General features: G+C 71.2%; 21 protein-coding genes. 10 read left to right on the forward strand and 11 right to left on the reverse strand.

The features are described 5' to 3' along the window. The first annotated feature begins 5 nt into the window (after positions 1 to 5). On the forward strand, positions 6 to 4,703 hold the full coding sequence (gltB, locus tag VIL67_RS02625) for a glutamate synthase large subunit (RefSeq protein WP_332047283.1): 4,698 nt from the start codon (positions 6 to 8) through the stop codon (positions 4,701 to 4,703). 107 nt (positions 4,704 to 4,810) lie between these two features. Then, complete coding sequence (locus VIL67_RS02630) at positions 4,811 to 5,983, forward strand: aspartyl/asparaginyl beta-hydroxylase domain-containing protein (protein ID WP_332047284.1); 1,173 nt, start codon at positions 4,811 to 4,813, stop codon at positions 5,981 to 5,983. Between the two features lie 3 nt (positions 5,984 to 5,986). Here VIL67_RS02630 and VIL67_RS02635 read toward each other — a convergent pair whose 3' ends face one another. Beyond that, entirely contained in the window at positions 5,987 to 7,150 is a 1,164-nt protein-coding gene (locus VIL67_RS02635; RefSeq protein ID WP_332047285.1) for a citrate synthase, read from the reverse strand. Positions 7,151 to 7,233: 83 nt separating this feature from the next. Between VIL67_RS02635 and VIL67_RS02640 the strand changes: the two genes are divergently transcribed. The 5 genes from VIL67_RS02640 to queG all read left to right on the forward strand — a co-directional run bounded on the left by VIL67_RS02640 (position 7,234) and on the right by queG (position 11,492). Further along, positions 7,234 to 8,313, forward strand: a complete 1,080-nt coding sequence (locus VIL67_RS02640) for a citrate synthase/methylcitrate synthase (protein ID WP_332047286.1) — start codon at positions 7,234 to 7,236, stop codon at positions 8,311 to 8,313. A gap of 90 nt (positions 8,314 to 8,403) precedes the next feature. Next, positions 8,404 to 8,568, forward strand: a complete 165-nt coding sequence (locus tag VIL67_RS02645) for a hypothetical protein (RefSeq protein ID WP_332047287.1) — start codon at positions 8,404 to 8,406, stop codon at positions 8,566 to 8,568. A 54-nt stretch (positions 8,569 to 8,622) separates the two neighbouring features. After that, a complete protein-coding gene (locus VIL67_RS02650; RefSeq protein WP_332047288.1) occupies positions 8,623 to 9,558 on the forward strand; it encodes a cation diffusion facilitator family transporter in 936 nt (311 codons plus the stop codon). Between the two features lie 85 nt (positions 9,559 to 9,643). Next, on the forward strand, positions 9,644 to 10,330 hold the full coding sequence (gene fzlA, locus VIL67_RS02655) for an FtsZ-binding protein FzlA (protein WP_332047289.1): 687 nt from the start codon (positions 9,644 to 9,646) through the stop codon (positions 10,328 to 10,330). Continuing rightward, complete coding sequence (gene queG / locus VIL67_RS02660) at positions 10,311 to 11,492, forward strand: tRNA epoxyqueuosine(34) reductase QueG (protein ID WP_332047290.1); 1,182 nt, start codon at positions 10,311 to 10,313, stop codon at positions 11,490 to 11,492. The genes fzlA and queG overlap by 20 nt, the downstream gene beginning before the upstream one ends. Here the strand turns inward: queG and VIL67_RS02665 are convergent. Then, positions 11,489 to 12,547 carry a tetratricopeptide repeat protein gene (locus VIL67_RS02665; protein ID WP_332047291.1) on the reverse strand — a complete coding sequence of 353 codons (1,059 nt, stop codon included), beginning with the start codon at positions 12,545 to 12,547 and terminating at the stop codon, positions 11,489 to 11,491. The genes queG and VIL67_RS02665 overlap by 4 nt on opposite strands. A 2-nt stretch (positions 12,548 to 12,549) precedes the next feature. Beyond that, on the reverse strand, positions 12,550 to 13,104 hold the full coding sequence (rfbC, locus tag VIL67_RS02670; RefSeq protein ID WP_332047292.1) for a dTDP-4-dehydrorhamnose 3,5-epimerase: 555 nt from the start codon (positions 13,102 to 13,104) through the stop codon (positions 12,550 to 12,552). A 33-nt stretch (positions 13,105 to 13,137) separates the two neighbouring features. On the opposite strand from rfbC, the gene VIL67_RS02675 reads away from it, so the two are divergent. Next, positions 13,138 to 14,169, forward strand: coding sequence for a glycosyltransferase family 2 protein (locus VIL67_RS02675; protein ID WP_332047293.1), 1,032 nt, complete (start codon positions 13,138 to 13,140; stop codon positions 14,167 to 14,169). Here the strand turns inward: VIL67_RS02675 and argE are convergent. The 4 genes from argE to VIL67_RS02695 all read right to left on the reverse strand — a co-directional run bounded on the left by argE (position 14,132) and on the right by VIL67_RS02695 (position 18,952). Continuing rightward, positions 14,132 to 15,301 carry an acetylornithine deacetylase gene (gene argE, locus VIL67_RS02680; protein ID WP_332047294.1) on the reverse strand — a complete coding sequence of 390 codons (1,170 nt, stop codon included), beginning with the start codon at positions 15,299 to 15,301 and terminating at the stop codon, positions 14,132 to 14,134. The two genes, VIL67_RS02675 and argE, sit on opposite strands and share 38 nt — an antisense overlap. A gap of 43 nt (positions 15,302 to 15,344) precedes the next feature. Beyond that, positions 15,345 to 15,839: a BamJ family beta-barrel-assembly machinery protein gene (locus tag VIL67_RS02685; protein ID WP_332047295.1), complete on the reverse strand. Its 495-nt coding sequence runs from the start codon at positions 15,837 to 15,839 to the stop codon at positions 15,345 to 15,347. Beyond that, the gene (locus tag VIL67_RS02690; protein WP_332047296.1) at positions 15,840 to 17,048 is read right to left on the reverse strand and encodes a threonine ammonia-lyase; all 1,209 of its coding nucleotides are present in this window, start codon (positions 17,046 to 17,048) and stop codon (positions 15,840 to 15,842) included. A 92-nt stretch (positions 17,049 to 17,140) separates the two neighbouring features. Continuing rightward, positions 17,141 to 18,952, reverse strand: coding sequence for an ABC transporter ATP-binding protein (locus tag VIL67_RS02695; protein ID WP_332047297.1), 1,812 nt, complete (start codon positions 18,950 to 18,952; stop codon positions 17,141 to 17,143). Positions 18,953 to 19,045: 93 nt separating this feature from the next. On the opposite strand from VIL67_RS02695, the gene VIL67_RS02700 reads away from it, so the two are divergent. Beyond that, positions 19,046 to 19,582 carry a D-glycero-alpha-D-manno-heptose-1,7-bisphosphate 7-phosphatase gene (locus VIL67_RS02700; RefSeq protein WP_332047298.1) on the forward strand — a complete coding sequence of 179 codons (537 nt, stop codon included), beginning with the start codon at positions 19,046 to 19,048 and terminating at the stop codon, positions 19,580 to 19,582. Here the strand turns inward: VIL67_RS02700 and VIL67_RS02705 are convergent. The 3 genes from VIL67_RS02705 to VIL67_RS02715 form a co-directional block, all read right to left on the reverse strand. After that, the gene (locus VIL67_RS02705) at positions 19,579 to 21,201 is read right to left on the reverse strand and encodes a cisplatin damage response ATP-dependent DNA ligase (protein WP_332047299.1); all 1,623 of its coding nucleotides are present in this window, start codon (positions 21,199 to 21,201) and stop codon (positions 19,579 to 19,581) included. The genes VIL67_RS02700 and VIL67_RS02705 overlap by 4 nt on opposite strands. A gap of 117 nt (positions 21,202 to 21,318) precedes the next feature. Further along, complete coding sequence (locus VIL67_RS02710; protein WP_332047300.1) at positions 21,319 to 21,531, reverse strand: hypothetical protein; 213 nt, start codon at positions 21,529 to 21,531, stop codon at positions 21,319 to 21,321. A 68-nt stretch (positions 21,532 to 21,599) separates the two neighbouring features. Beyond that, positions 21,600 to 21,977 (reverse strand): winged helix-turn-helix transcriptional regulator, encoded by a 378-nt coding sequence (locus tag VIL67_RS02715; protein ID WP_332047301.1) that lies wholly within the window; start codon positions 21,975 to 21,977, stop codon positions 21,600 to 21,602. A gap of 54 nt (positions 21,978 to 22,031) precedes the next feature. Between VIL67_RS02715 and VIL67_RS02720 the strand changes: the two genes are divergently transcribed. Then, on the forward strand, positions 22,032 to 22,418 hold the full coding sequence (locus VIL67_RS02720) for an MAPEG family protein (protein ID WP_332047302.1): 387 nt from the start codon (positions 22,032 to 22,034) through the stop codon (positions 22,416 to 22,418). Here VIL67_RS02720 and VIL67_RS02725 read toward each other — a convergent pair. Further along, positions 22,415 to 23,434: a ligase-associated DNA damage response exonuclease gene (locus tag VIL67_RS02725; protein WP_332047303.1), complete on the reverse strand. Its 1,020-nt coding sequence runs from the start codon at positions 23,432 to 23,434 to the stop codon at positions 22,415 to 22,417. The genes VIL67_RS02720 and VIL67_RS02725 overlap by 4 nt on opposite strands. Positions 23,435 to 23,636: the final 202 nt, after the last annotated feature.

The following is a 23,636-nucleotide window of genomic DNA, read 5'->3' on the forward strand; positions in this document are numbered from 1 at the left end:
CCGACATGACGCATTCGAACACCGCCAATCCGGGCGCCTTCCAATCCGCTCATCCCGGCGAAAGCCGGGACCCAAGCGGCCTCGCCGAGCAGAGCGCGGCGGACGTGCAATCCGCTGGCTCGGCTTGGATCCCGGCTTTCGCCGGGACGAGCGGAGAGGAGGAGGCCTATGTCGCGAACTACCTGTCCAACCGTGACCGCTTGGTGCAGGCCAACGGCGGCTACGACATTACGGAGCAGCACGACGCCTGCGGCGTGGGCCTGGTCTGCGCCATCGACGGCAAGCCCCGGCGCGAGGTGGTCGAGCTGGCGATCCAGGCGCTGAAGGCGGTCTGGCACCGCGGCGCCGTGGGCGCCGACGGCATCACCGGCGACGGCGCGGGCATCCTGGTCTCGGTGCCGCAGGACTTCTTCGCCGCCCACGTGGAGCGGATCGGCCACCAGGTGCGGCCAGGCCCCATCGCCGTGGGCCAGGTGTTCCTGCCGCGCACCGACCTCGCCGCCCAGGAAACGGCGCGCACCATCGTCGAGGCCGAGGCCCTGCGGTTCGGCTTCTACATCTACGGCTGGCGGCAGACCCCCGTCGACACTTCGGTGATCGGGAAGGACGCCAACGCCACCCGCCCCGAGATCGAGCAGATCATGCTCTCGCCCCCGCCGGGGATGGAGGGCGAGGCGCTGGAGCGCGCGCTGTTCCTGTGCCGCAAGCGGATCGAGCGGCAGGTGGCGGCGGCCAACATCCAGCACTTCTACATCTGCTCGCTGTCGGCGCGGTCGCTGATCTACAAGGGCATGTTCCTGGCCGAGCACATCGACCAGTTCTATCCCGACCTCACGGACCCGCGTTTCAAGGCGGCCGTGGCGATCTTCCACCAGCGCTATTCGACCAACACCTTCCCGGAATGGCGGCTGGCCCAGCCGTTCCGCATGCTCGCCCACAACGGCGAGATCAACACCCTGAAGGGCAACCGCAACTGGATGCGGAGCCACGAGATCCGCATGGCGGCCAGCGCCTTCGGCGACTACCAGGACGACGTGAAGCCGGTGATCCAGCCGGGCGGCTCGGACTCGGCGGCGCTGGACAACACCTTCGAGGTGCTGGTCAGGGCCGGGCGCGACGCCCCCATGGCCAAGACCCTGCTGATCCCCGAGGCCTGGAACGCCAAGACCGAGGCGCAGATCAAGCCGGCGCATAAGGCGCTCTACTCCTACTGCAATGCGGTGATGGAGCCCTGGGACGGCCCGGCCGCCATCTGCGCCACCGATGGCCGCTGGGTGATCGCCGGCAAGGACCGCAACGGGCTACGGCCCATGCGTGTCGCCGAGACCGCGGACGGCCTGCTGATCGTCGGTTCGGAGGCCGGCATGGGCCGGGTGGAGGAGACCCGCATCGTCCGCAAGTCGCACGTGGCGCCCGGGCAGATGCTGGCCGTCGATCTGGCGGAGGGGCGGCTCTACCGCGAGGAGCAGATCCTCGACCGGCTGGCGGCCCAGCACCCCTACGACCGCTGGCTCGGCAACATGGTCGAGCTGGAGGCGCGGATCGGCCCCGGGGCCGAGGACCGGCTGTTCGCCCGCGAGGAGCTGGTCCGCCGGCAGGCGGCCGCCGGGCTGAGCCTCGAGGACCTGGAGCTGATCCTGGCCCCCATGGTGGAGGAGGCCAAGGAGGCGGTCGGCTCCATGGGCGACGACACCCCGCTGGCGGTGCTGTCCAGCGAGTACCGGCCGCTGAGCCACTTCTTCCGCCAGAACTTCAGCCAGGTGACGAACCCGCCCATCGACTCGCTGCGCGAGACAGCGGTGATGAGCCTGAAGACCCGGTTCAAGAACCTCGGCAACATCCTGGCGGAGGACGAGACCCAGACCGACGTCTTCGTGCTGGACTCCCCTGTGCTCACCACGGGCATGTACGCGCGGCTCGTCGACGCGATCGGCGAGAAGAACGTCGCGGTCATCGACTGCACCATGCCGCTGCCGGCCCAGGAATCGCGGCCCGGCGATGCACTGCGAGCCAACCTCGAGCGCATCCGCATGGAGGCCGAGGACGCGGCGCTGCGCGGCTGCTCGACGATCGTGCTCTCCGACCTGGAGACCGGCCCCGAGCGCGTCGCCGTGCCGATGATCCTGGCCACGGGCGGGGTGCACGCCTGGCTCGTGTCCAAGGGCCTGCGCAGCTACGTCTCGCTGGTGGTGCGCTCGGCCGAGTGCCTGGACACCCACTACTTCGCCGTCCTGGTGGGCGTCGGCGCCACCGCGGTGAACGCCTACCTGGCGCAGGAAAGCTTCCTCGACCGGATGGAGCGCGGCCTGACCGGCGAGCTGACGCTCCGCGAGCTGTGCCTGAACTTCAAGAAGGCCATCGAGGGCGGCCTGCTGAAGATCATCGCCAAGATGGGCATCTCGGTGATCTCGTCCTATCGCGGCGGCCTGAACTTCGAGGCCGTGGGCCTGTCCCGCAGCCTGGTGGCGGAATTCTTCCCGGGCATGCCGTCGCGGATCTCCGGCATCGGCCTGGCGGGGCTCGAGGCCAAGGCGGTCGACCTGCACCGCCGCGCCTGGAACCCGGCGGCGCTGAGCCTGCCGGTGGGCGGCTTCTACAAGGCCCGGCGCGCCGGGGAGGCCCACGCCTTCGAGGCGCGGATGATCCATACCCTGCAGACCGCCTGCGACCGCGGCGACTACCAGGTCTATAAGCGGTTCTCCGAGGGCATGCGGAAGATGCCCACCATCCAGCTGCGCGACCTGCTGGACATCCGCACCCACGAGGCCAAGCCCGTGGGCCTCGACGCTGTCGAGAGCGTCAACGAGATCCGCAAGCGGTTCGTCACGCCGGGCATGAGCCTGGGCGCGCTGAGCCCAGAAGCGCATGGGGCGCTGAACATCGCCATGAACCGGATCGGCGCGAAGTCGGTCTCCGGCGAGGGCGGCGAGGACCGCGCCCGCTACCGGCCGCTGCCCAACGGCGACAACCCGAACTCGGCGGTGAAGCAGATCGCCTCGGGCCGGTTCGGGGTGACGGCCGAGTACCTGAACCAGTGCCGCGAGATCGAGATCAAGGTCAGCCAGGGCGCAAAGCCCGGCGAGGGCGGCCAGCTGCCCGGCTTCAAGGTCACCGAACTGATCGCCAAGCTCAGGCACGCGACGCCCGGCGTCATGCTGATCAGCCCGCCGCCGCACCACGACATCTATTCCATCGAGGACCTGGCCCAGCTCATCTACGACCTGAAGCAGATCAACCCGGACGCCCGGGTCACGGTGAAGCTGGTGGCGATGACCGGCATCGGCGCGATCGCCGCGGGCGTGGCCAAGGCCAAGGCCGACGTCATCCTGATCTCCGGCAACGTCGGCGGGACGGGCGCCTCGCCGCAGACCTCGATCAAGTACGCCGGCGGGCCCTGGGAGATGGGGCTCTCCGAGGCCAACCAGGTGCTGACGCTGAACAACCTGCGCCACTCGGTGAAGCTGCGCACCGACGGCGGGATCCGCACCGGCCGCGACGTGGTGATCGCCGCCATGCTGGGCGCCGAGGAGTTCGGCATCGGCACCGCCAGCCTGATCGCCATGGGCTGCATCATGGTCCGGCAGTGCCACTCCAACACCTGCCCGGTCGGCGTCTGCACCCAGGACGAGGCGCTGCGCGCCAAGTTCACCGGCACGCCGGAGAAGGTGATCAACCTCTTCACCTTCATCGCCGAGGAGGTCCGGGAGATCCTGGCGTCCCTGGGCCTGACGTCGCTGCAGGAAGCCGTCGGCCGCACCGACCTGCTGATGCAGGTCAGCCGCGGCGGGGAGCACCTCGACGACCTCGACCTGAACCCCCTGCTGGTCAAGGCCGACCCCGGCGACCACAAGCCCTACTGCACCGTCGAGGGGCGCAACGAGGTGCCCGACACGCTGGACGCCCAGATCGTGCGCGACGCAGGACCGGTGTTCGAGCGCGGCGAGAAGATGCAGCTGACCTATACGGTCGCCTCCACCCAGCGCTCGATCGGCACGCGGACCAGCTCGCACATCGTGCGTCGGTTCGGCATGGACGGGCTCGCCCCCGGCCACCTGACCGTGCAGCTGAAGGGCTCGGCCGGCCAGAGCCTGGGCGCCTTCGCGGTGCAGGGCCTGCGCATCGAGCTGACCGGCGAGGCCAACGACTATGTGGGCAAGGGCCTGTCGGGCGCGACCATCGCCATCCGCCCCTCGCCGCACCTGCCGCGGCCCGAGCTGAACGCCATCATCGGCAACACCGTGCTCTATGGGGCGACCAGCGGTCGCCTGTTCGCGGCCGGGCTGGCGGGCGAACGCTTCGCGGTGCGCAACTCGGGCGCCACCGCTGTGGTCGAGGGCGTCGGCGCTAACGGCTGCGAGTACATGACCGGCGGCACGGCGGTGATCCTGGGACCCGTAGGCTTCAACTTCGCGGCCGGCATGACCGGCGGCATGGCCTTCGTGTACGACGCCGAAGACACCTTCCAGCTGTCGCTGAACCGCGAGAGCGTGGTCACCTGCCGGGTCGCCAACCCGCACTGGGAGGCGGTGCTGAAGGACCTGGTGGAGGAGCACGCCCGCGAGACCGCCTCCGGCCTGGCGCATGAGCTGCTGCGCGATTGGGACCGGGCCGTCCAGCGCTTCTGGCAGGTCTGCCCCAAGGAGATGGTCGGCCGGCTGGATCACGGACTGGAGGCCGAGGAGGCCGTGCACCGCCGGGCCTAGGACCGCTGCGTCGGCCGTCGCAGCGGTCCCGAGCCGTCACAAACAGGCTCGCCCGGCAGGAACCGCGCTATATAACCCTGTCGGGACAACGTCGGGATGTCAGCCACATGAGCACGGCCGCGGCAGCGCCGGAGGACCTGGGCCGGCAGGCGCACGAGGCTTTTCGGCGCGGGGACGCTGGCCGGGCGCTCAGCCTCGTGGCCCAGGCCGAAGCGGCCTTCCCCAAGGATCTCTCGTTCAAGCTTCAGAAGGCGATGATCCGCCGCGCGACGGGCGATCTCGCGGGCGCCCTGGAAGCCCTCGAAGAAGCGCTGGCCATCGACCCGTACGACTTCGTGTCGCTGCTGTCGAAGGCCGGCCTCGTGGAGCAGATCAGCGGCGAGCGGGCGGCCACGCCGATCTACAAGAACGCCCTGAAGATCGCGCCAGCCGAGGACGAGATCCCGCCGGCGCTGCGTCGCCCCACCGAGCGCGCGCGCGAGCTGGTCGCGCGCACCACCGACCGGCTGGACGAGCACCTGCGGACCCGCACGGCCGCGCTGGCCGCGGCGTGCTCCGAAGCGGCCCGGCGGCGCTTCGACGAGGCGATCGGGGTGCTCACCGGCAAGAGGCGTATCTATGTGCAGGAGCCGCTGCTGCTGCACTATCCGCAGTTGCCCGCCATCCCGTTCTACGACCGCAACCACTTCCCCTGGCTGCCCGAACTCGAGGCCGCGACCGAGGTCATCCGTGAGGAACTGATGGGCGCGCTCGAAGCCGCCAAGGACGACTTCGCGCCCTACATCGCCTATCCCAAGGACGCGCCGGTGAACCAGTGGGGCGAACTGAACCACTCGCGCCGCTGGAGCTCGTTGTTCCTGTGGAAGGACGGGGCCCGCCAGGACGCCGCCTGCGCGCTCTGCCCGCGCACCGCGGCCCTTCTGGAACGGCTGCCGCTGGCGCGCCAGCCGGGCTTTGCGCCCACAGCCATGTTCTCGGCGCTCGACGCCCACACCCATATTCCGCCGCACACCGGATCCACCAACGCACGGCTGCTCTGCCATCTGCCGCTGGTGCTGCCGGGGCCGGCCCGTTTGCGGGTCGGCGCAGAGACCCGGGAATGGAGGATGGGCGAAGCCTGGGTGTTCGACGACACGATCGAGCATGAGGCCTGGAACGACGCCGACGAGCTGCGGGTCATCCTGATCTTCGACGTCTGGAACCCCTATCTCGAGCCCGGCGAGCGCGAGCTGATCACCGCGCTGCTGCAGGCCCGCAACGAGTTCTTCGCAGGCGCCTGAGCCTCAGACGAACTCGGGTTCTGGCCCCACATAGCGCGCCCGCGGGCGGATCAGGGCGTCGGCTTGCCCCTGCTCGATGGCGTGCGCGATCCAGCCGGCGCAGCGGGCGACCGCGAAGAGGGCGAACGGCGCATCCGGGGGCAGGCGCAGCGCCTCGCAGGCGGCCACCAGGGCGAAATCGATGTTGGGCGCCTGGCCCGTAACGGCCCTGACCGCCCGCGCAAGGTCCGCAAGCGGCGCGGGCGGCTCGAACCGGTCCAGGAGGGCTGCGGCCCGCGGATCATCGTCGGGATAGAGCGGGTGGCCGAAACCGGGCAGGGCGCGATCCTCCACGAGACGGTTCGCGATGGCCTGGCGGGGGCCCTGCTGCGCCGCCTCCGCAGCGAAGGTGCGCACCGCCGCTGTGGCTCCGCCGTGCCGGGGCCCGGAGAGCGTGGAGAGCCCCGCCAGCGCCGAGGCCGACAACGACGCGCCGGTCGAGGCGGCCACCCGGGCGGCGAAGGCGGATGCGTTCAGCTCGTGGTCGGCCACAAGCACGAGGATGCGGCGGATCAGGTCTGCGCCCGGCCCGCCCGGCCCCTGCCCCCAGGCCAGCGCGAGCCGGTTGTGGATCGCCCCGCCGCCCACCTCGCCCGCAACGGCGTCGGCGATCACGTCCAGCAGGGTGGCGGCCTCCACGGCGAGCGCCATGGGGTGACGGCCGCGGGCCGGCGGATCCGACCCGGCCAGCACGGCCAGCGCCTTGAAGGCGCGCGCGCGCATGTCGGCGGATTCGGGCGGTTTCGGCCGGTCGGTCCGCTTGAGCGCAGCGCCGTGGCCCCCGCGCAGCAGGCGCGCCACCGACTCCAGGGTCTCGGTTTCCGCGAGCCGGATCGCGTCGCGGCCGCGGTAGAAGAGCCGACCGCCGGCCACTGTGGTGATCTCCGACGCCAGCACCGGCTCGCCCCACGCGATGGCGCCGGCCGCCACCTCCGAGACCTTGCGGCTGCGTGACTTCCGCTGGGCCAGGGCTGCGATGTCGGCCGCCCGATAAAGGCTTCGCCGGGGATCCTTCGGGTCCGGCCGCACCTGCACCCGACCGCGACTGACATAGGCGTACAGCGTCTGCGCCCGCACGCTGAGGCGGGCCTGGGCGTCTTCCGCAGAAATCCAGTCAGGTGACGGCATATACATTGATCATGTTGATCAAGATTGACGATGGCAGCTTGGCGGCATTCCGTCGGGGTCGCAAGCAAGAAGGAGCCCCTGCCATGTCCGATGGCCTCGAAGACGTCGTCGCCGCCGAAACCGTGCTGTCCGAGGTGGACGGCCGCGCCGGCCGCCTGATCATCCGCGGCCGGTCGCTGGACGAGCTGGCGGGCCGCACCCGGTTCGAAGACGTCACCCGCCTGCTGTGGGACGGCTTCTTCGAAGACCTGCCGGAGGACCTCACCGCCCGCCTCGCCGCCGCCCGGGCCGAGGTGTTCGCCGAGGTGGCGGGCCTGGACACCGGCTTGCTCGACCGCACGCCTATCGAAGCGATGCGGGCGCTGACCGCCCGGCTGGCCGATGGGGACGACCTGGAGGTCGCCCTGCGCCTCGCCGCCGCGCCGGCGGTGTTCACCGCCGCTGTGGTGCGCGCCCAGGCCGGCGAGGCCCCGGTCCGCCCCGACCCGGCGCTGGGCCACGCCGCCGACATCCTGCAGATGATCACCGGCCGCCCGCCTGAGCGTGGCCATGCGGCGGCGCTCGACACCTACCTCGTCACGGTCAGCGACCACGGCCTCAACGCCTCGACCTTCGCCGCCCGGGTGATCGCCTCGACCCGCGCCGGGCTGACGTCAGCGGTGCTGGGCGGGATCAGCGCCCTGAAGGGGCCGCTGCACGGCGGCGCGCCCGGGCCGGTGATCGACATGCTCGACGGCATCGGCCACCCCGCCAACGCCCGCGCCTGGCTGGAGGCGGCGATCGCCCGAGGCGATCGGCTGATGGGCTTCGGCCATCGGATCTACCGGGTGCGTGACCCGCGGGCGGATGCGCTGAAGGCCGCGGTGCGCCGCCTGAGCGAGGGCTCCAACACCGGAAGGCTGCAGTTCGCCGAGGCGGTGGAGGCCGCAGCGCTCGCCATCCTGCGCGAGAAGAAGCCGGACCGCCCCCTGGACACCAATGTCGAGTTCTACACGGCTCTGCTGCTGGAGGCGCTCGGCCTGCCGCCGTCGGCCTTCACCTGCGTGTTCGCCATGGGCCGGGTGGCTGGCTGGATCGCCCACGCCCGCGAGCAGCTCGCTGGGGGCCGGCTGATCCGGCCGCAATCGCGCTACGTGGGCCCGCTGCCGCAGCAGGCGGCCTAGGCGGCCTACGTATTCGCCCCAGCTACCGGCGGGGCGACACCGCAGCCAAGGTGCTCCCTCGCCGCAGGTCGCGGCGAGGGAGTGCGAGCCATGCGCCTGATCAAGGCCCTCTACTACTATCCGGGCAACAAGCTCGCCGACATCCTGGGCACGACCGACGAGCACGAGCGCGGCCTTCTGCGCCAGCTCAGCAATTCCATCATCTGGATCCTGGCGGCCGCCATCGTCTTCATGGCCGCGGTCGCCGCGCGCTGACGGGCCGGGCGCCTTAGGGCTGGCCTCCGGCGCAGGTGGGGCTAGGTTCCCCCCATGTCACCGGTCCAAGGCCTCAGCCCTGCGGAAACGGCCGCTCTCACCCGGCGGGTGACGCTGCTGTCGGTGGTCACGGCGGCGGTGCTGGTGACCCTCAAGGCGATCGCCTGGACGGCCTCGGGTTCCACCGCCCTGCTGGCTTCGGCGGCCGACTCCGGCCTCGACCTGATCGCCAGCCTCGTCACCTTCTTCGCCGTCCGCTACGCCGTCGCGCCGCCGGACGCCGAGCATCGCTTCGGCCACGGCAAGGCGGAAGCGTTCGCCAGCCTGATGCAGGCCGGCCTGGTGTTCGCCTCGGCCGCCCTCGTGGCCCGCGAGGCGGTCGGCGACCTGCTGAACCCGCATCCGCTGCAGGCGGGCGGCTGGGCGATGGCGGTGATGGTCGTCTCGACCGCCCTGACGCTGCTGCTGATCGCGGCCCAGACGCGCGTGCTGCGCAGGACCTCGTCCGTGGCGGTGTCCGGCGACCGCGCGCACTACGCCTCCGACCTGGCCTCCAACGTCATCGCCCTCATCGGCATTGCGGCCTCGACGTGGCTAGGCATGGACGGGCTGGACGCCGCCGCCGCCATCGTCATCGCGGCCCTCCTGCTCTGGGGCGCGGTGGGCGTGTTCCGCGAGGCCTCCGGCCAGCTGATGGACAAGGAGCTGCCCGAGGAGTCCCGCGCGCGGATCGTGGCGCTGGTGACCGAGGACGGGCGGCTCAGCGACGTGCACCAGCTGCGCACCCGCGCCTCCGGACCTTACGTGCACATGCAGATGCACGTGGACCTGGAGCCGGACCTGACCCTCGAGGCCGCACACCGCGCGATCGTGGCGGCCGAGAAGCGGCTGCTGGCCGCCTTCCCCAACGCCGACATCATCATCCACGCCGACCCCCGCGGGCGCGCGGAGCCGCATGGCGGCGCATTCGCCGAGCCCTTAGCAGAGTAAACGCCGCCTTAAGGTGTCGGGCGTCACTTACGCAGATTGATTCCCCCGCCTGAATCTTGACCAGCGCCTCGGGCGTTACCTGGACATGAGCGTCGAACGCACCCTCCACCACTTCCCGCTCGATCCCGCCTCGCGGCAGGTTCGCCTGGCGCTGGGAGAGAAGCGCGTGCCGTTCACCGAGGCCCAGGTGAAGTACTGGGAACGACCCCGCGAGCTGTCGGCGCTGAACCCATCAGGGCTGGTGCCCGTGCTGGTGGTGACCGACGGCGACGATCGCCTGGTGCTGTGCGAGACGCGGGCCATCCTCGACTATCTGGAGGAGGCCAGTCCGGAGCCCGCCCTGCTCGGCCGGGATGCGGCCGAGCGCGCGGAAGCCCGCCGGTTGCTGCAGTGGTTCGACCGCAAGTTCGAGTTCGAGGCCGGCGGCTACATCCTGCACGAGAAGATGGAAAAGCGGCTGCTCGGCCTGGGCGCGCCCGAACTCGCCAACCTTCGCCAGGGCCGCGAGGGGGTGAAAAACCACCTCTGGTACATGGACAGCCTGCTGCAGCAGCGCGACTGGCTGGCCGGTCGCCGGCTGTCCCTGGCGGATTTCGCTGCGGCCGCCCATCTTTCGGTCATCGACTATTTCGGCGACGTGCCCTGGTCCGACTTCCCGCAGGTGAAGACCTGGTACATGAAGCTGAAATCCCGGCCGGCCTTCCGGCCCCTTCTCCTGGACCGCTGGCCGGGCCTCACGCCCGCCAGGCATTATGACGATCTCGACTTCTGACGCCGCCGAAGACCTGATCCGCGCCGAGGCCAAGGCCCTCGGCTTCGACCTCTGCCGCTTCACCGACCTCGACGACGCCTGGCCCGCGGCTGCGCGGCTGGAGGCCTTCGTCGCCGCCGAACGGCACGGCGAGATGGGCTGGATGGCCGAGACCCTCGACCGTCGCCGACACCCGCGAGCCATGTGGGCCGAGGCGCGCTCGGCGATCGTGCTGGGCGTCAACTATGGGCCGGACCGCGACCCGCTTCTGGCGCTGCAGGACCCCACCCGGGCGGCGATCAGCGTCTATGCCCAGGGAGACGACTACCACGAGCTGATCAAGAAGCGGCTGAAGGCGCTCGCCCGCTTCCTGCAGGCGCGGTTCGGCGGCGAGCTGAAGGTGTTCGTCGACACCGCGCCGCTGCTGGAGAAACCGCTCGCCGCGCGCGCCGGCGTCGGGTGGCAGGGCCGGCACACCAACCTGGTCAGCCGTGAGTTCGGCTCTTGGCTCTTCCTGGGCTCGATCCTGACGACGCTGGAGCTCGCGCCCGACACTGCCGAGCCCGTCCACTGCGGCTCCTGCACGGCGTGCCTGGATGTCTGCCCCACCGCCGCCTTTCCCGCCCCTTTCCAACTCGATGCCCGCCGCTGCATCTCCTACCTGACCATCGAGCTGAAGGGGCCGATCCCGCGGGACCTGCGGCCGGCCCTGGGGAATCGCATCTATGGGTGCGACGACTGCCTGGCGGTCTGCCCCTGGAACAAGTTCGCGCAGAACGCCCGCGAGCAGAAGCTGGCGGCCCGGGAGGCGCTGCGCAGCCCCGGCCTTGCGGACCTCGCCCGCCTCGACGACGCGGCGTTTCGCGCCCTCTTCAGCAAGAGCCCCGTCAAGCGCATCGGCCGCGACCGGTTCGTGCGCAACGTGCTCTACGCGATCGGCAACTCCGCCGAGCCGGCCCTGGTCGCCGAGGCCATGGCGCTGCAGGGCGATCCTTCGCCGGTGGTCCGCGGCGCCGCGGTCTGGGCGTTGTCGCGCCTGCTGCCCCTGCCTTCGTTCGCGGAGCTTCGCCACCGACTGGCCCCGCTGGAAAGCGACCCCGAGGTCCAGGCCGAATGGGCCGCCGCAGTGGGCGTGGAGCCCGCCTTGCCCGGCCCGCAGGCCGCCCACTCCGCGACTGCCTAGGGCGCGAGCCCCAGAGCCCTGACGTCGGCAAGCACCGCCTGCAGCACCGCGTCCCAGGCGTCGGGCGACGGCTGGCGGTAGATCCGCATCGAGGGATACCAGAGGCTGCGCTCGCGGTCGGGCAGCCAGCGCCAGTCGGGCGCGTGGGGCAAGAGCAGCCAGCAGGGCTTGCCCATGGCGGCGGCGAGGTGGGCTCCGGCGGTGTCGACGGCGATCACCAGCTCGAGGCCGGCGATGATCTCCGCCGTCTCGAGGAAGTCGCGCGCGCCGGTGTCCTCCGGCACCAGGCCGATGGCTCCAGGCAGGCCCAGGAGCGCCTCGGCGGCGCCGTCCGGCAGGGACCGCGCCGCGTCGTTGTAGTGCTTGGAATTGCCCCGCACGAGCACGCCGATCCGGGCGCCGGTGGGCCGCGGCGGAGCGGCGATATAGGGGGCGGCGAGCGGGTCGTCGCTCGGGAACAGCGCCGGCAGCGAGGTGGAGCCCAGCCAGAAGTCGACGTTCGGCAGGGGCACCGAACCCTCGGCCCGAAGCACCTCCACCGGCAGGTTGGCGGCGAACAGGCCGGCGAGCTCCGGGGCGCAGCACCAGGTGGCGCGGACGCCGCGCGCGGCCAGGGTCTGGGTGTAGCGGGCGTACTGGATCTGGTCCCCGAACCCCTCTTCCGGCCAGATCAGAATGTGCCGGCCGCTCACGTCCTCGCCCGCCCAGCGGCGGAACGGCAGCGGCGCCCGCGCCGCGCGCTCGGGAATGCGGTTTCGGGCTTCCAGCAGGGGAAATCCCTCGGCCAGGCGGCCTTGGCCAAGCAGTGCGAGCCCCAGGCCGTGGGTGGACACGGGGCGGCCCGGCTCGCGTTCCAGGGCGCGCCGGAACGCCTGCTCGGCGCCCGGCGCGTCGCCCTGGCGCAGACGGACGAAGCCGATCCAGTGGTGCGGCCCGGCCGAAGTCGGCGCCGCTTCGGCCACACGCTCGTAGGCAGCCTGCGCGCCCGCGAAATCCCCCGCTTCGCGCAGCTGGTGCGCCTGGGTGTAGAGCGCCTCGGCCGCCGCCCGGTCCATGCCTAGAACGCCGCCTTCGGCATGTCCCTAAGCCGCGGGAGCACCTTGTCCTTGTCGGACAGGACCGGCTCGCCGTCGATCGGCCAGGCGATGCCCACGTCGGGGTCGTTCCAGATCACGCCGCCTTCGGTCTGGGGCGCGTACAGGCCGTCGACCTTGTAGAAGAGTTCGGTGTCGTCCACGAGAGTGCAATAGCCGTGGGCGAAGCCGCGCGGCACGAACAGCTGCTCGCCGCCTTCGGCGGTGAGGGTCGCGCCGGCCCACTGGCCGAAGGTGGGAGACCCCGGCCGCACGTCCACCGCCACATCGAAGATCGCGCCCTTCAGCACGCGGACCAGCTTGGCCTGAGGATGCGGCGCCGCCTGGAAGTGCAGTCCGCGCACCGTGCCCCGGCGGGCGTTGAAGGCCTGGTTGTCCTGCACGAAGTCGGCGTCGACCCCCGCCTCCGCCATCGCCCGGCGGCTCCAGGTTTCGGCGAACCAGCCCCGCGCATCGCCATGGCGCTTGGGCGTGATAAGCAGAAGCTCGGGAAGGGCGAGCGGCGTGATCGTGGTCATGGCGCCTGAGGAGCTGACGGAAACCGCCACCGCATGGACGACGCCGCGCCGGAAGACAAGCCGCAGCTGAGCGTCTGCGTCATCGCCTACAACTCCGGGCCGCTGCTGCGCCGCTGCCTCGAGAGCCTGGCCGCCCAGACGCTGCGCGGGTTCGAGATCCTAGTGATCGACAACGCCTCCCCCGACCCCGCCGACGCGGAGATCGCCGCAGGGTTCGCCGGCGTACGGCTGGTCCGCAACTCCGAGAACCTGGGCTTCGCGGGGGCCGGCAACCAGGGGGCCCGGCTGGCTCGCGGCCGCTGGTACGTGCTGCTCAACCCCGACGCCTGGGCCGAGCCGGATTGGCTGGAGCAGTTGCTCGCCGCCGCCCGCCGCCATCCCCAGGTCCGGTCCTTCACCTCGCGCCAGCTCATGGCCGAGGACCCCGGCATGCTCGACGGCCTGGGGGACGTGATGAGCGGCTACGGCATCCCCTACCGCGGCGGCTACCTAGCGCCCGACCCGGGCGACACGCCGGAGGCCGAGGTGTTCTCGCCGTGCGGCGCGGCGATGATGATCGACCGGGCCCTGTTCCTCGCCATGGGCGGCTTCGACGAGCAGTTCTTCTGCTACTGCGAGGACGTGGACCTCGGCTATCGGCTGCAGCTCGCCGGCGAGCCGACGGTGGTGGTTCCGTCCGCCGTGGTGCGCCACGAAGGCTCGGCCACGAGCGGCGGGCGCAAGAGCGAGTTCGCGGTCTTCCACGGCACCCGCAACCGCTTCTGGGTGGTGTTCAAGGACACGCCCCTGCTGCTGATTCCGCTGGTCCTGCCGCTGCATCTGGCGGCCGTGGCCTACATCTCCTCACGGCGGGACAACCGGGCGCAGGCCGGCGTGGTCTGGCGCGCGTTCGTCGCCGCCCTGAAGGGTCTGCCGCAGGTGATGCGCAGTCGCCGCTCGGTTCAGAAGGCGCGCCGGGTCTCGGCCCTGCAGCTCGCGCGCGCCATGACCTGGGACCCCAAGGACCTCGTCTATCGGCGGCCGGTGATCAGGCCTCTGCGGCCCACTCGATCAGGCGGCGCATGAAGGCGGCGCCGCGCTCCAGCTGAGATCGCTCCAGGTACTCGTCCGGCTGGTGCGCCTGGGCGATGGAACCCGGCCCGCAGATCACGGTGGAGAAGCCGCCGCGCTGGAACTGGCCCGCCTCGGCGGCGAAGGCGACCACGCGCGGCGGGCCGTTGTCCCCGGCGAGGCGCCGCGCGAAGGCCTCGGCAGCGCCGCCGGGCTCGGGCGCAAACGGCGGCACGTCGGTCTTCTTCTCCACCATCACGCCGGCCTCCGGCGCGCGGGCCTTGAGCGCGGCGTCAAGCTTGCGGGCCTCGGCGTAGAAGGGGGCGAGCACCTCGTCCACCTCCAGACCCGGCGGGCAGCGCAGGTCGAAGGTGAAGCCGCACTCGCGGGCGATGATGTTGTGCGCCGTGCCGCCGTTCACCATGCCGATGGTCAGGGTGGCGCCCTTGGGCGTGAACGGAGACTCCGGGTCCGCCTCGGCCTCCAGCCGCTTCGCCAGCTCGCCCAGGAAGCTCATCAGCTTTACCGCCTCCATGATCGCCGAGACGCCCTGCTGGGTCTGGCTGGAGTGCGCCTCGCGGCCGGTGACGGTCACCCGGAAGGTGGCGATGCCCTTATGGCCGTTCACGGCGACCATGTCGGTGGGCTCGCCCACCACCACCACCGCCGGCTTGGGCAGCTCGCGGCGGATCACCTCGATCATGGCCGGCGCGCCCAGGCAGCCGATCTCCTCGTCGTAGGAGAAGGCCAGGTGCACCGGCTTGCCACCCTTGGCCGCCGCGAGCTCGGGGACCGCCGCGAGCGAGAGCGCCAGGAAGGCCTTCATGTCGCAGGTCCCGCGCCCGTAGAGCCGGCCGCCCTTCTCGGTGAGGGTCCAGGGGTCGGTGGTCCACGGCTGGCCGTCCACCGGCACCACGTCGGTATGGCCCGAGAGCACCACCCCGCCCTCGGCCGCCGGACCGATGGTGGCCAGCAGGTTCGACTTGTCGCCGTGCTCGTTGGGCACCCGCCGGTGCGCCACCCCGTGGCGGTCCAGATAGGCTTCCACCCAGGCGATCAGCTCCAGGTTCGAACCCCGCGACGTGGTGTCGAACGCCACCAAGGTCTCGAGGATCTCCAGGGCGGCGGGCGTCAGGTCGGTCGACATAAGGCGAGTGGTAGCAGGTCCTCCCGGCGAGGGGGAGCGAGCGCTACCCCAGCGCCCGGTGGCCGGGGCCTTCCAGCACGGCGATCAGTTCGACACGGAAGATCAGGGCGGCGTTGGGCGGGATCTCGCCGCCGGCGCCCTCGGGCCCGTAGCCCTGTTCCGGCGGGACGTAGAGGATCCATTCGTCGCCGGGCCGCATCAGCTGCAGGGCCTCCTGCCAGGCCGGGATCAGGCCGCGCAGCGGCATGGCGGCCGGCTGGCCCCGCTCATAGGAGCTGTCGAACACCTTGCCGTCGATCAGCTTGCCCTCGTAGTGGACCTTCACCTCGTCGGAGAGCTGCGGCCGCGTGCCGTTCGCCGGCCCCTGGCGCACCACCTTGTAGAGCACGCCGGACGGCAGGCGCTGGACGCCCGGCTCCTTGGCGGTCTTCTCGATGAAGGCGCGGGACGCTTGGCTCTGGTCGGGCAGCGGCTTCTGGCCCTGGCAGGCGGCGAGCGACAGCGCAGCGGCGGCGATCAGCAGGGTGCGGAACATCATCTAGACAGCCCTCGGCGGGTAGCCGCGCTCGCGCAGCGCATCCATGATCTCGTGGGTGTGCTGGGCGTCGCGGGTTTCGATCATCAGGTCGAACTCGGCGCCCTTGGCCGGCACGTCCAGCGCCAAGCGGTTGTGGGCCACCTCGATGATGTTGGCGCCGAGCTGGCCGATGATCATCGAGACGTTGGCCAGCAGGCCCGGCCGGTCGTCGCCGATGATCCTCAGGCTGACGATGCGCTGCTCGCGCACCAGCTCCCGGGTCAGGACGGACGCCAGCAGGCGGGTGTCGATGTTGCCGCCGGTGATGACGAGGCCGCACTTCTTGCCGCGGAACCGCTCGGGATAAGCCAGCAGGGCGGCCAGGGCTGCGGCCCCCGCGCCCTCGGTGACGGTCTTTTCCACGTTGCAGTACAGGGCGACGGCCTTCTCGAAATGCGGCTCCTCGATCAGCAGCACGTCGTCGATCAGCGGCCGGGCCACCCCGTAGCTGAGGTCCCCCACCTGCTTGACCGCGATGCCCTCCGCGATGGTCGAGCCGCCGGCTGCGGCCCCGGCGTTCACGCCGCGCATCTTGGCGGTGAAGGAGGGATACATGGCGGGCTCCAGCCCGACCACGCGGATATCGCCCTTCAGCTGCTTGGCCGCGGTGGCCATGCCGGCGATCAGCCCGCCGCCGCCGATCGGCACCGGAAGCACCTCGAGTTCGGGCACGTCCTCCAGCATCTCCAGCGCCACCGTGCCCTGGCCGGCCATGACGTCGAGGTCGTTGAACGGGTGGACGAAGACCAGGTCGCGCTCGTCGCAGACCTTGCGGGCGAAGGCCGACGCCTCGTCGTAGCCGTCGCCGTCGATCACCACCTCGGCCCCGTGATTGCGGGTCTGCTGCACCTTCACGAAGGGGGTGCCGCGCGGCATGACGATGGTGACCGGGATGCCCAGGCGGGCGGCGTGGTAGGCCAGGCCCTGGCTGTGGTTGCCGGCCGAGGCCGCGATGACGCCGCGCTTCTTCTCCGCGTCGGTGAGCTGCAGCAGCTTGTTCAGCGCGCCGCGCTCCTTGTAGGCGGCGGTGAACTGCAGGTTCTCGAACTTCACCCAGACCTCGGCGCCGGTGATCTCCGACAGGGTCTTGGAGTGGCGGCAGGGCGTACGCTCGATGTGACCCTTCAGCCGCTCTTCGGCCGCGCGGATGTCGTCGAGGGTCAGAGTCATGGCCGGGCTGCTGTCACCAAAGGTCGGGCAACCTAACGGCGGGCGCCCTGACGGGCAACGTCGCGTGTGCAGGTGCGAAGACCTGCCGCCGCTCAGGCGTCGAACTCGGCCACCAAGTGGCCTGGCGCCACCTCGCGCAGCTCGGGCGCAAGGATCGGCGCGTGCGGATCGGCCGGCAGGCGCGAGGGCAGGAACCGCAGGGCCGCGCGCGGGTCCATCGGGCTCGGCGGCTCACCGGCCAGCTTCAGCCGCTGGCGGGTGCGTTCGACCGCCGGGTCGGGGATCGGCGCGGCCGAAAGCAGGGCGCGGGTGTAGGGGTGGCGCGCGTCCGCATAGAGCCGGTCGCGCTCGGCCAGCTCCACCACCCGCCCGAGGTAGAGCACCAGCACCCGGTGGCTGATCTCTCGGACCACGGCCAGGTCGTGGCTGATGAACACCATGGCGAGCCCCATCTCCCGCTGCAGGGCGATCAGCAGGTCGATGATCTGGGCGCGGATCGAGACGTCGAGCGCCGACACCGCCTCGTCGCAGATGACCAGCCGCGGCTTGAGGATCATCGCCCGGGCGATGCCCACCCGCTGGTTCTGGCCGCCGGAGAGCTCGTGCGGATAGCGGTTGATCAGGGCGGGGTCGAGCTCCACCCGCTGCATCATCGCGCGCGCCTCGGCCTCCCGCTCGCCGCGCGACAGCTGCGGCCGGAACACGCGCAGCGGCTCGCCGATGGAGTCGCCGATGGTCATGCGCGGATCCAGGCTCGCCAGCGGGTCCTGGAAGACGATCTGCAGGTCCTTGCGCGCGCGGCGCCAGGTCTCCCGGTCCGCGTGGGTGATGTCCCGGCCCAGCAGGGTGACCGCGCCGCTGGTGGCAGGCAGCAGGTTCAGCACGGCGCGCGCCAGGGTCGACTTGCCCGATCCGCTCTCGCCGACCACGCCCAAGGTCTCGCCCTGGCGCACCTGGAACGAGACGCCGTCGACAGCCCGCAGGGTGCGCGTCTTGCCGAACAGCCCCTGGCGGATCGGGAAGTGCACCTTCACGTCGCGGCCCTCCACCACCACCGGCGCGTCCGCCGGCACAGGCGCAGGGGTGGGACGGCCGCCGCGATCCGTCCGGTCGAGTCGAGGCACCGCGGCCAGCAGGGCGCGGGTGTAGTCGGTCTTCGGCGCCGCGAAGATCTCGCCGACGGGACCTTCCTCCACATAGGCGCCGTCCTTCATCACGCAGACCCGGTCGGCGAGCCTGGCGATCACCCCCATGTCGTGGGTGATCAGCACCATGGCCGTGCCGGTCTCGCGCTGCAGCTCGGCCATCAGGTCGAGGATCTCGGCCTGCACGGTGACGTCCAGGGCGGTGGTCGGCTCGTCGGCGATCAGCAGCTCGGGGCCGCCCGCCATGGCCGCGGCGATCATCACCCGCTGGCGCATGCCGCCCGACAGCTCGTGGGGGTACTGCCGTAGCCGCCGGGCGGCGTCGGGGATCCGCACCTTCTCGAGCCACTCCCGCGCGCGGGCGCTGGCGTCGGCGTCCGACAGCCCCAGGTGCAGCCGCAGCGGCTCGGCGATCTGCTCGCCGATCCGCACGTGCGGCGTGAGCGCGGTGAGCGGGTCCTGGAAGATCATGGTCATCTTCGAGCCGCGCAGCCGGTTCAGCTCGCGCGGCTTGAGGCCCAGCAGCTCCTGCCCCTGGAAACGGGCCGAGCCGCTGGCCCGGCCGTTGCGGGCCAGGAGGCCCATCACCGCCATGAAGGTCTGGCTCTTGCCCGAGCCGCTCTCGCCGACGACGCCCAGGGTCTCGCCGCGGGGGATGGACAGCGAGACGCCGCGCACCGCGCGCACCGTCCCGTCGTGGGTCTCGAAGTCCACCTTGAGGTCGTCGAGCGTGAGGACGGCGGGCGGGGACAGGGACAAGCGGCGACCTCGGGCTTCGAGGCGGCGACCCTAGACCGGGATCGGGCGTTTTTGAAATCGCCTGTGAGCGGCGATTGCTGTAACCGCGGGGCCGTGCCCCCCGAACCCGCCCAGACGCCCACGCCCGCCCTCTTCCTCGATCGCGACGGGGTGCTGAACGTGGACCACGGCTACGTGAGCAGCTGGGACGACTTCCAGTGGATTCCGGGCGCGCGCGAGGTGGTCGCCGCCTTCAACCGAGCCGGCTGGCGCGTGATCGTGGTCACCAACCAGTCTGGGGTCGGCCGGGGCTACTACACCGAGGCCGACATGCACGCTCTGCACGCCCGCATGTGCGAGGACCTCGCCGCCGCCGGTGCGCGGGTGGACGCCATCTACCACGCCCCGCAGCACCCGCAGGCCAAGGTGGAGGCCTATCGCCACCCTGATCCGCCGGACCGCAAGCCGAACCCTGGCATGCTGCTGCGGGCGATGACCGACTTCCCCATCGATGCGGCCCGCTCGCTGATGATCGGCGACAAGCCGTCGGACCTGGAAGCCGCCCGACGGGCCGGCGTGCAGGGCGTGCTGTTCGGGGGCGGCGACCTCTACGCCTTCCTTGAGAGCCGAGGCCTTCTGCCCTCCGCCTAGCGCCGCTCCATCTTCTCCAGCAGGCGTTCCAGGGTCGACAGCTCATCCGCCTCGCCGGGCGGCTTGTCCCAGCGGATGCGGTTGATGCGCGGGAAGCGCATGGCCACGCCCGACTTGTGGCGGCCCGACCGCTGCAGCCCCTCGAACGCCACCTCGAACACCAACCCGGCGTGGGGCTCGGCCCGCACCGAGCGCACCGGCCCGAAGCGCTCCAGCGTGTTGTCGCGGACGAACTTGTCGATCTGCTTCAGCTCCTCGTCGGTAAAGCCGAAGTAGGCCTTGCCGACCGGCGTCAGCATGCGCTGGCCGTCGGGCCCCTCGGTCCAGGTCCCGAAGGTGTAGTCGGAGTAGAAGCTCGAGCGCTTGCCGTGCCCGCGCTGGGCGTACATCAGCACCGCGTCCACCAGGTAGGGGTCGCGCTTCCACTTGAACCACGGCCCCTTCGGTCGGCCGGCCTCGTAGAGGGAATCCCACCGCTTCAGCATCAGCCCCTCGGCGATCTGCGGGTCGCCCTCCGGCGGGGCGGCGCGCAGCTCCGCGAGCTCCTTCCAGGTGGCGAAGGGCTGCACCGGCGACAAGTCGATGCGCGGGCTGTGCTCCTTCGCGACAAAGGCCTCCAGCCGCTTGCGCCGGTCGGCGAACGGCAGGGTGCGGGTGTCCTCGCGCCCCTCGGCCAGGATGTCGTAGGCCCGGATCGCCGCCGGATAGGTCGCCATCAGCTTCGCATCGACGCTCTTGCGGTTCAGCCGCTGCTGCAGATCGGCGAAGGGGGCCACCTGGCCGTCGCGGATCACCAGCAGCTCGCCGTCCAGCACGCCCTCGTCCTGCAGGGCGTCCAAGATGTCCGGGAAGGTGCGGGAGATGTCGTCGCCGGTGCGGGTGTAGAGCCGCCGCACGCCGCCCTCGTGCACCGCCTGGACGCGGATGCCGTCCCACTTCCACTCCGCCGCGTAGTCGGCCGGGTCGAGCTTGCCGAAGTCCACGTCCTCGTCGATCGCCTGGGCGAGCATCACCGGCCGGAAGCGGCCGGGATTGTCGCTCGACGGCTTCTCGGAACGGCCTTCCAGCCAGGCGAACAGGTCCTCGTAGGGCGGGTGCAGGGCGTGCCAGATCTCCTCGATCTCCGCCGGGTCCACCCCGCCCATCTCGGCCGCCGCCCGCTTGGCCAGACGGGCCGTCAGCCCCACGCGAAGCTCGCGGGTCATCAGCTTCAGCAGCGCCCACCGCTCGCGCGGCTCGGCCATGGCGTCCAGCCAGCCTTCGATCAGCCGCTGCACCTCGGCGCGGCTGGCGCCCCGCAGACCGTCCACCACCTCGGAGAGCTCAGGCTCCCGGTTGGCGCCCGGCCGGCGCGGCCAGACCAGGGCGACAGTCTCGGCTAGGTCGCCCACATAGTCGTAGGACCACCAGAAGAGCTGGGGGTCCATTCGCTCTTCCACGGCCTTGCGGATGAAGGTGGGCTTGGCCGCATCGAAGGTCAGGTCGCCCGTCAGCGCCGCCAGCGCCCAGCCGCGGTCGGGATCGGGCGTGTCGCGCAGGTAGTCGCGCACCAGAGTGAGCTTCGCGTTGCGCGAACCCGTCAGCGACAGTCGATCGAGCAGCTCGGCGAACGCGCGCAATCCAGATCCTTCGTCACGGCCGGGCCGCCCCGGCCCTGCATCAACTCTGCAGGTGGGCCTTGGGATCAAGCGGCGCCAGCGCGAGCCCTCTCCCGCCTGCGGGAGAGGCAGAAGGCCTCAGCCTTCGCCGGCCATGCCGCCGGTGTCGGGGCCGATGTCGCCGTCCCCGCCGCCGAGGCCGGTGTCGACGGAGTCGTCCGACCCGGGCGTGTGCATGCCGGTCCCAGTCTTCGGCGGCAGGCCGTCGCCGGCGGGCCTAGACGCGGGACCGCCAAAGCCGTCGCCGCCGGTCATGCCGCCGGAGACGCCCGGCGCAAAGGGTTCGGACATGGAAAGCTCCTTTCGCGGAGCGAACGTGGCCCGGAGGCCCGAGTTCCTCGCCCTTGCGGGAGCGACGTTCACCCCCGCGCCAGAAGGTCGTCCGGGGTCGCCTCCATGAAGCCGTCCGGCGGCGCCCAGCGGTTGGGCAGGTGCTCGCCGGCCCAGCGGCCAAGCGCCTGCAGCACGGGCAGCAGCTCGGCCCCCGCCCGCGTCAGCCGATAGCCGCCCCGTGCGCCCGACCGCGCCGGCGCGGCCTCGATAAGGCCGCACCGCTCCAGCCGGGCGAGCCGGTCGGCGAGGATGTTTGTGGCGATCTGCTCCGGCGCCTTGCGGAAGTCGCCGTAGCTGCGGGCGCCGAGCGCGAGGTTGCGGATGACCAGCAGGGTCCATCGGTCGCCCAGGATGTCGAGGGCCGAAGCGATCGGGCAGCCGGAGCGAAACTCAGACGCTTGCATTTTGCAAGTTTAGCCGACACGGTGAGCCCGCACAAGCTCGACCATGGAGGCCACATGCCGCCCCTGCCCATCACCTCCGGCCTCGCCGTGCTCGCCGCCCTAGGGCTCGTCGCCCTCAGCCTGCCGGTCACCGCACGCCGGTTCAGAGCCAAGGTCTCGCTGGGCGAAGGCGGCGACGCTCTCCTGCAGAAGCGCGTTCGCGTGCAGGCCAACTTCGTGGAGTACGTGCCGCTGGCGCTGATCGTCATCGGCTTGGCGGAGGGGGCCGCGGCGCCGGATTGGCTGCTGTGGACGACGGCGGCCATGCTCGTTGTCGGCCGCATCGCCCACGCCATCGGCATGTACCTGCCCACACCCAACCTGCCGCGGGCCGGCGGCATGATCCTGACCTGGAGCGCTCTGGTGGTGGCCGCCATGGGCTTGGCGCTGACGCTCGTCTAGTCGTCGCCCTCTTCCTCGTAGCCGACCAGGGCCAGCGCCCGGGCCGGGACGCCGTGCAGCTCGGCCCAGCGGGCCAGCGCCTCCTCACGCCCATGGGTGATCCACAGCTCGCCGGGCCGGATCTCGTCCACCGTCGCGGTGAGCTCGTCCCAGTCGGCGTGGTCGGAGATCACCAGCGGCAGCTCGCAGCCGCGCTGGCGCGCCCGCGCGCGCACCTGCATCCACCCGGACGCGAAGGCCGACACGGGATCGGGGAAGCGGCGGCTCCAGCGGTCCTGGGTCGCCGACGGCGGGGCGATGATGATTTGTCCGGCGAAATCGGTCTTCTTGCCCGTGGTGGCGGGCTCGAGCGGCCCCAGGTCCACCCCGTGCTTCTCGTAGAGGGCGTTCAGCCGATCCAGCGCCCCGTGAACATAGATCGGCCGGTCCCAGCCCGCCTCGCGCAGCAGCCGGATCACGCGCTGCGCCTTGCCAAGCGCATAGGCGCCGACCAGGTGCGCCCGCTCGGGGAACTGCGCCACCGAGCGAAGGAGGCGGGCGATCTCGTCCCTGTCGTCGGGATGCCGGAAGACCGGCAGGCCGAAGGTGGCCTCCGAGATGAACACGTCGCAGGGCACCGGCTCGAAGCGGGGGCAGGTGGGATCGCGCCTGCGTTTGTAGTCGCCGCTGACCACCATGGTGAGGCCCTTCCAGCGCACCACCGCCTGCGCCGAGCCCAGCACGTGGCCGGCGGGAACCAGCGTCACCTCCACCGCGTCGCGGTTCACCACCTCGCCGTATTCCGCCGCCTGCATGGCGCGCGCGAACTCCAGCCCGTAGCGCTCGCCCATGATGTCCAGGGTCTCGGGCGTCGCCAGAACCGCGCCATGGCCCGAGCGGGCGTGGTCGGAGTGGCCGTGGGTGATCACCGCGCGCTCCACTGGCCGGACCGGGTCGATGTAGAAGTCGCCGGGGGCGCAATAGAGCCCCTCGGGCCTCGGGCAGAGCAGGTCCTGCGGTCGGATCATCGCGTGCATATAAGCGCCGCTGCGCCGACTGCGATCCCTCACGCAGTTTCCAGAATATTACCAGCCGTCCATGTTGTTAATTCGGCGTCATGACTGCGCTTTAACGTGTATTCAAGGTGAGGCTCTCATACACCCGCCCTCAGCGAACGCGGCGATCCCGCCGCGAAACACAAGAACTTCTGAGGGTCATCATGTCGAACTCCATGTCTCC

The organism is Phenylobacterium sp. (genome assembly GCF_036563385.1).
Taxonomy (GTDB): domain Bacteria; phylum Pseudomonadota; class Alphaproteobacteria; order Caulobacterales; family Caulobacteraceae; genus Phenylobacterium.

What these genes read in the sequence shown, in the direction of transcription:
- VIL67_RS02720 (WP_332047302.1), top strand. Translation starts at nt 22,032, where the DNA reads ATGCCGCCCCTGCCCATCACCTCCGGCCTCGCCGTGCTCGCCGCCCTA.
- VIL67_RS02675 (WP_332047293.1), top strand. Translation starts at nt 13,138, where the DNA reads ATGGACGACGCCGCGCCGGAAGACAAGCCGCAGCTGAGCGTCTGCGTC.
- VIL67_RS02715 (WP_332047301.1), bottom strand. Translation starts at nt 21,977, where the DNA reads ATGCAAGCGTCTGAGTTTCGCTCCGGCTGCCCGATCGCTTCGGCCCTC.
- VIL67_RS02665 (WP_332047291.1), bottom strand. Translation starts at nt 12,547, where the DNA reads ATGGACCGGGCGGCGGCCGAGGCGCTCTACACCCAGGCGCACCAGCTG.
- queG (WP_332047290.1), top strand. Translation starts at nt 10,311, where the DNA reads ATGACGATCTCGACTTCTGACGCCGCCGAAGACCTGATCCGCGCCGAG.
- VIL67_RS02685 (WP_332047295.1), bottom strand. Translation starts at nt 15,839, where the DNA reads ATGATGTTCCGCACCCTGCTGATCGCCGCCGCTGCGCTGTCGCTCGCC.
- gltB (WP_332047283.1), top strand. Translation starts at nt 6, where the DNA reads ATGACGCATTCGAACACCGCCAATCCGGGCGCCTTCCAATCCGCTCAT.
- VIL67_RS02650 (WP_332047288.1), top strand. Translation starts at nt 8,623, where the DNA reads ATGTCACCGGTCCAAGGCCTCAGCCCTGCGGAAACGGCCGCTCTCACC.
- rfbC (WP_332047292.1), bottom strand. Translation starts at nt 13,104, where the DNA reads ATGACCACGATCACGCCGCTCGCCCTTCCCGAGCTTCTGCTTATCACG.
- VIL67_RS02725 (WP_332047303.1), bottom strand. Translation starts at nt 23,434, where the DNA reads ATGCACGCGATGATCCGACCGCAGGACCTGCTCTGCCCGAGGCCCGAG.
- VIL67_RS02690 (WP_332047296.1), bottom strand. Translation starts at nt 17,048, where the DNA reads ATGACTCTGACCCTCGACGACATCCGCGCGGCCGAAGAGCGGCTGAAG.
- argE (WP_332047294.1), bottom strand. Translation starts at nt 15,301, where the DNA reads ATGTCGACCGACCTGACGCCCGCCGCCCTGGAGATCCTCGAGACCTTG.
- VIL67_RS02710 (WP_332047300.1), bottom strand. Translation starts at nt 21,531, where the DNA reads ATGTCCGAACCCTTTGCGCCGGGCGTCTCCGGCGGCATGACCGGCGGC.
- VIL67_RS02645 (WP_332047287.1), top strand. Translation starts at nt 8,404, where the DNA reads ATGCGCCTGATCAAGGCCCTCTACTACTATCCGGGCAACAAGCTCGCC.
- VIL67_RS02640 (WP_332047286.1), top strand. Translation starts at nt 7,234, where the DNA reads ATGTCCGATGGCCTCGAAGACGTCGTCGCCGCCGAAACCGTGCTGTCC.
- VIL67_RS02630 (WP_332047284.1), top strand. Translation starts at nt 4,811, where the DNA reads ATGAGCACGGCCGCGGCAGCGCCGGAGGACCTGGGCCGGCAGGCGCAC.
- fzlA (WP_332047289.1), top strand. Translation starts at nt 9,644, where the DNA reads ATGAGCGTCGAACGCACCCTCCACCACTTCCCGCTCGATCCCGCCTCG.
- VIL67_RS02635 (WP_332047285.1), bottom strand. Translation starts at nt 7,150, where the DNA reads ATGCCGTCACCTGACTGGATTTCTGCGGAAGACGCCCAGGCCCGCCTC.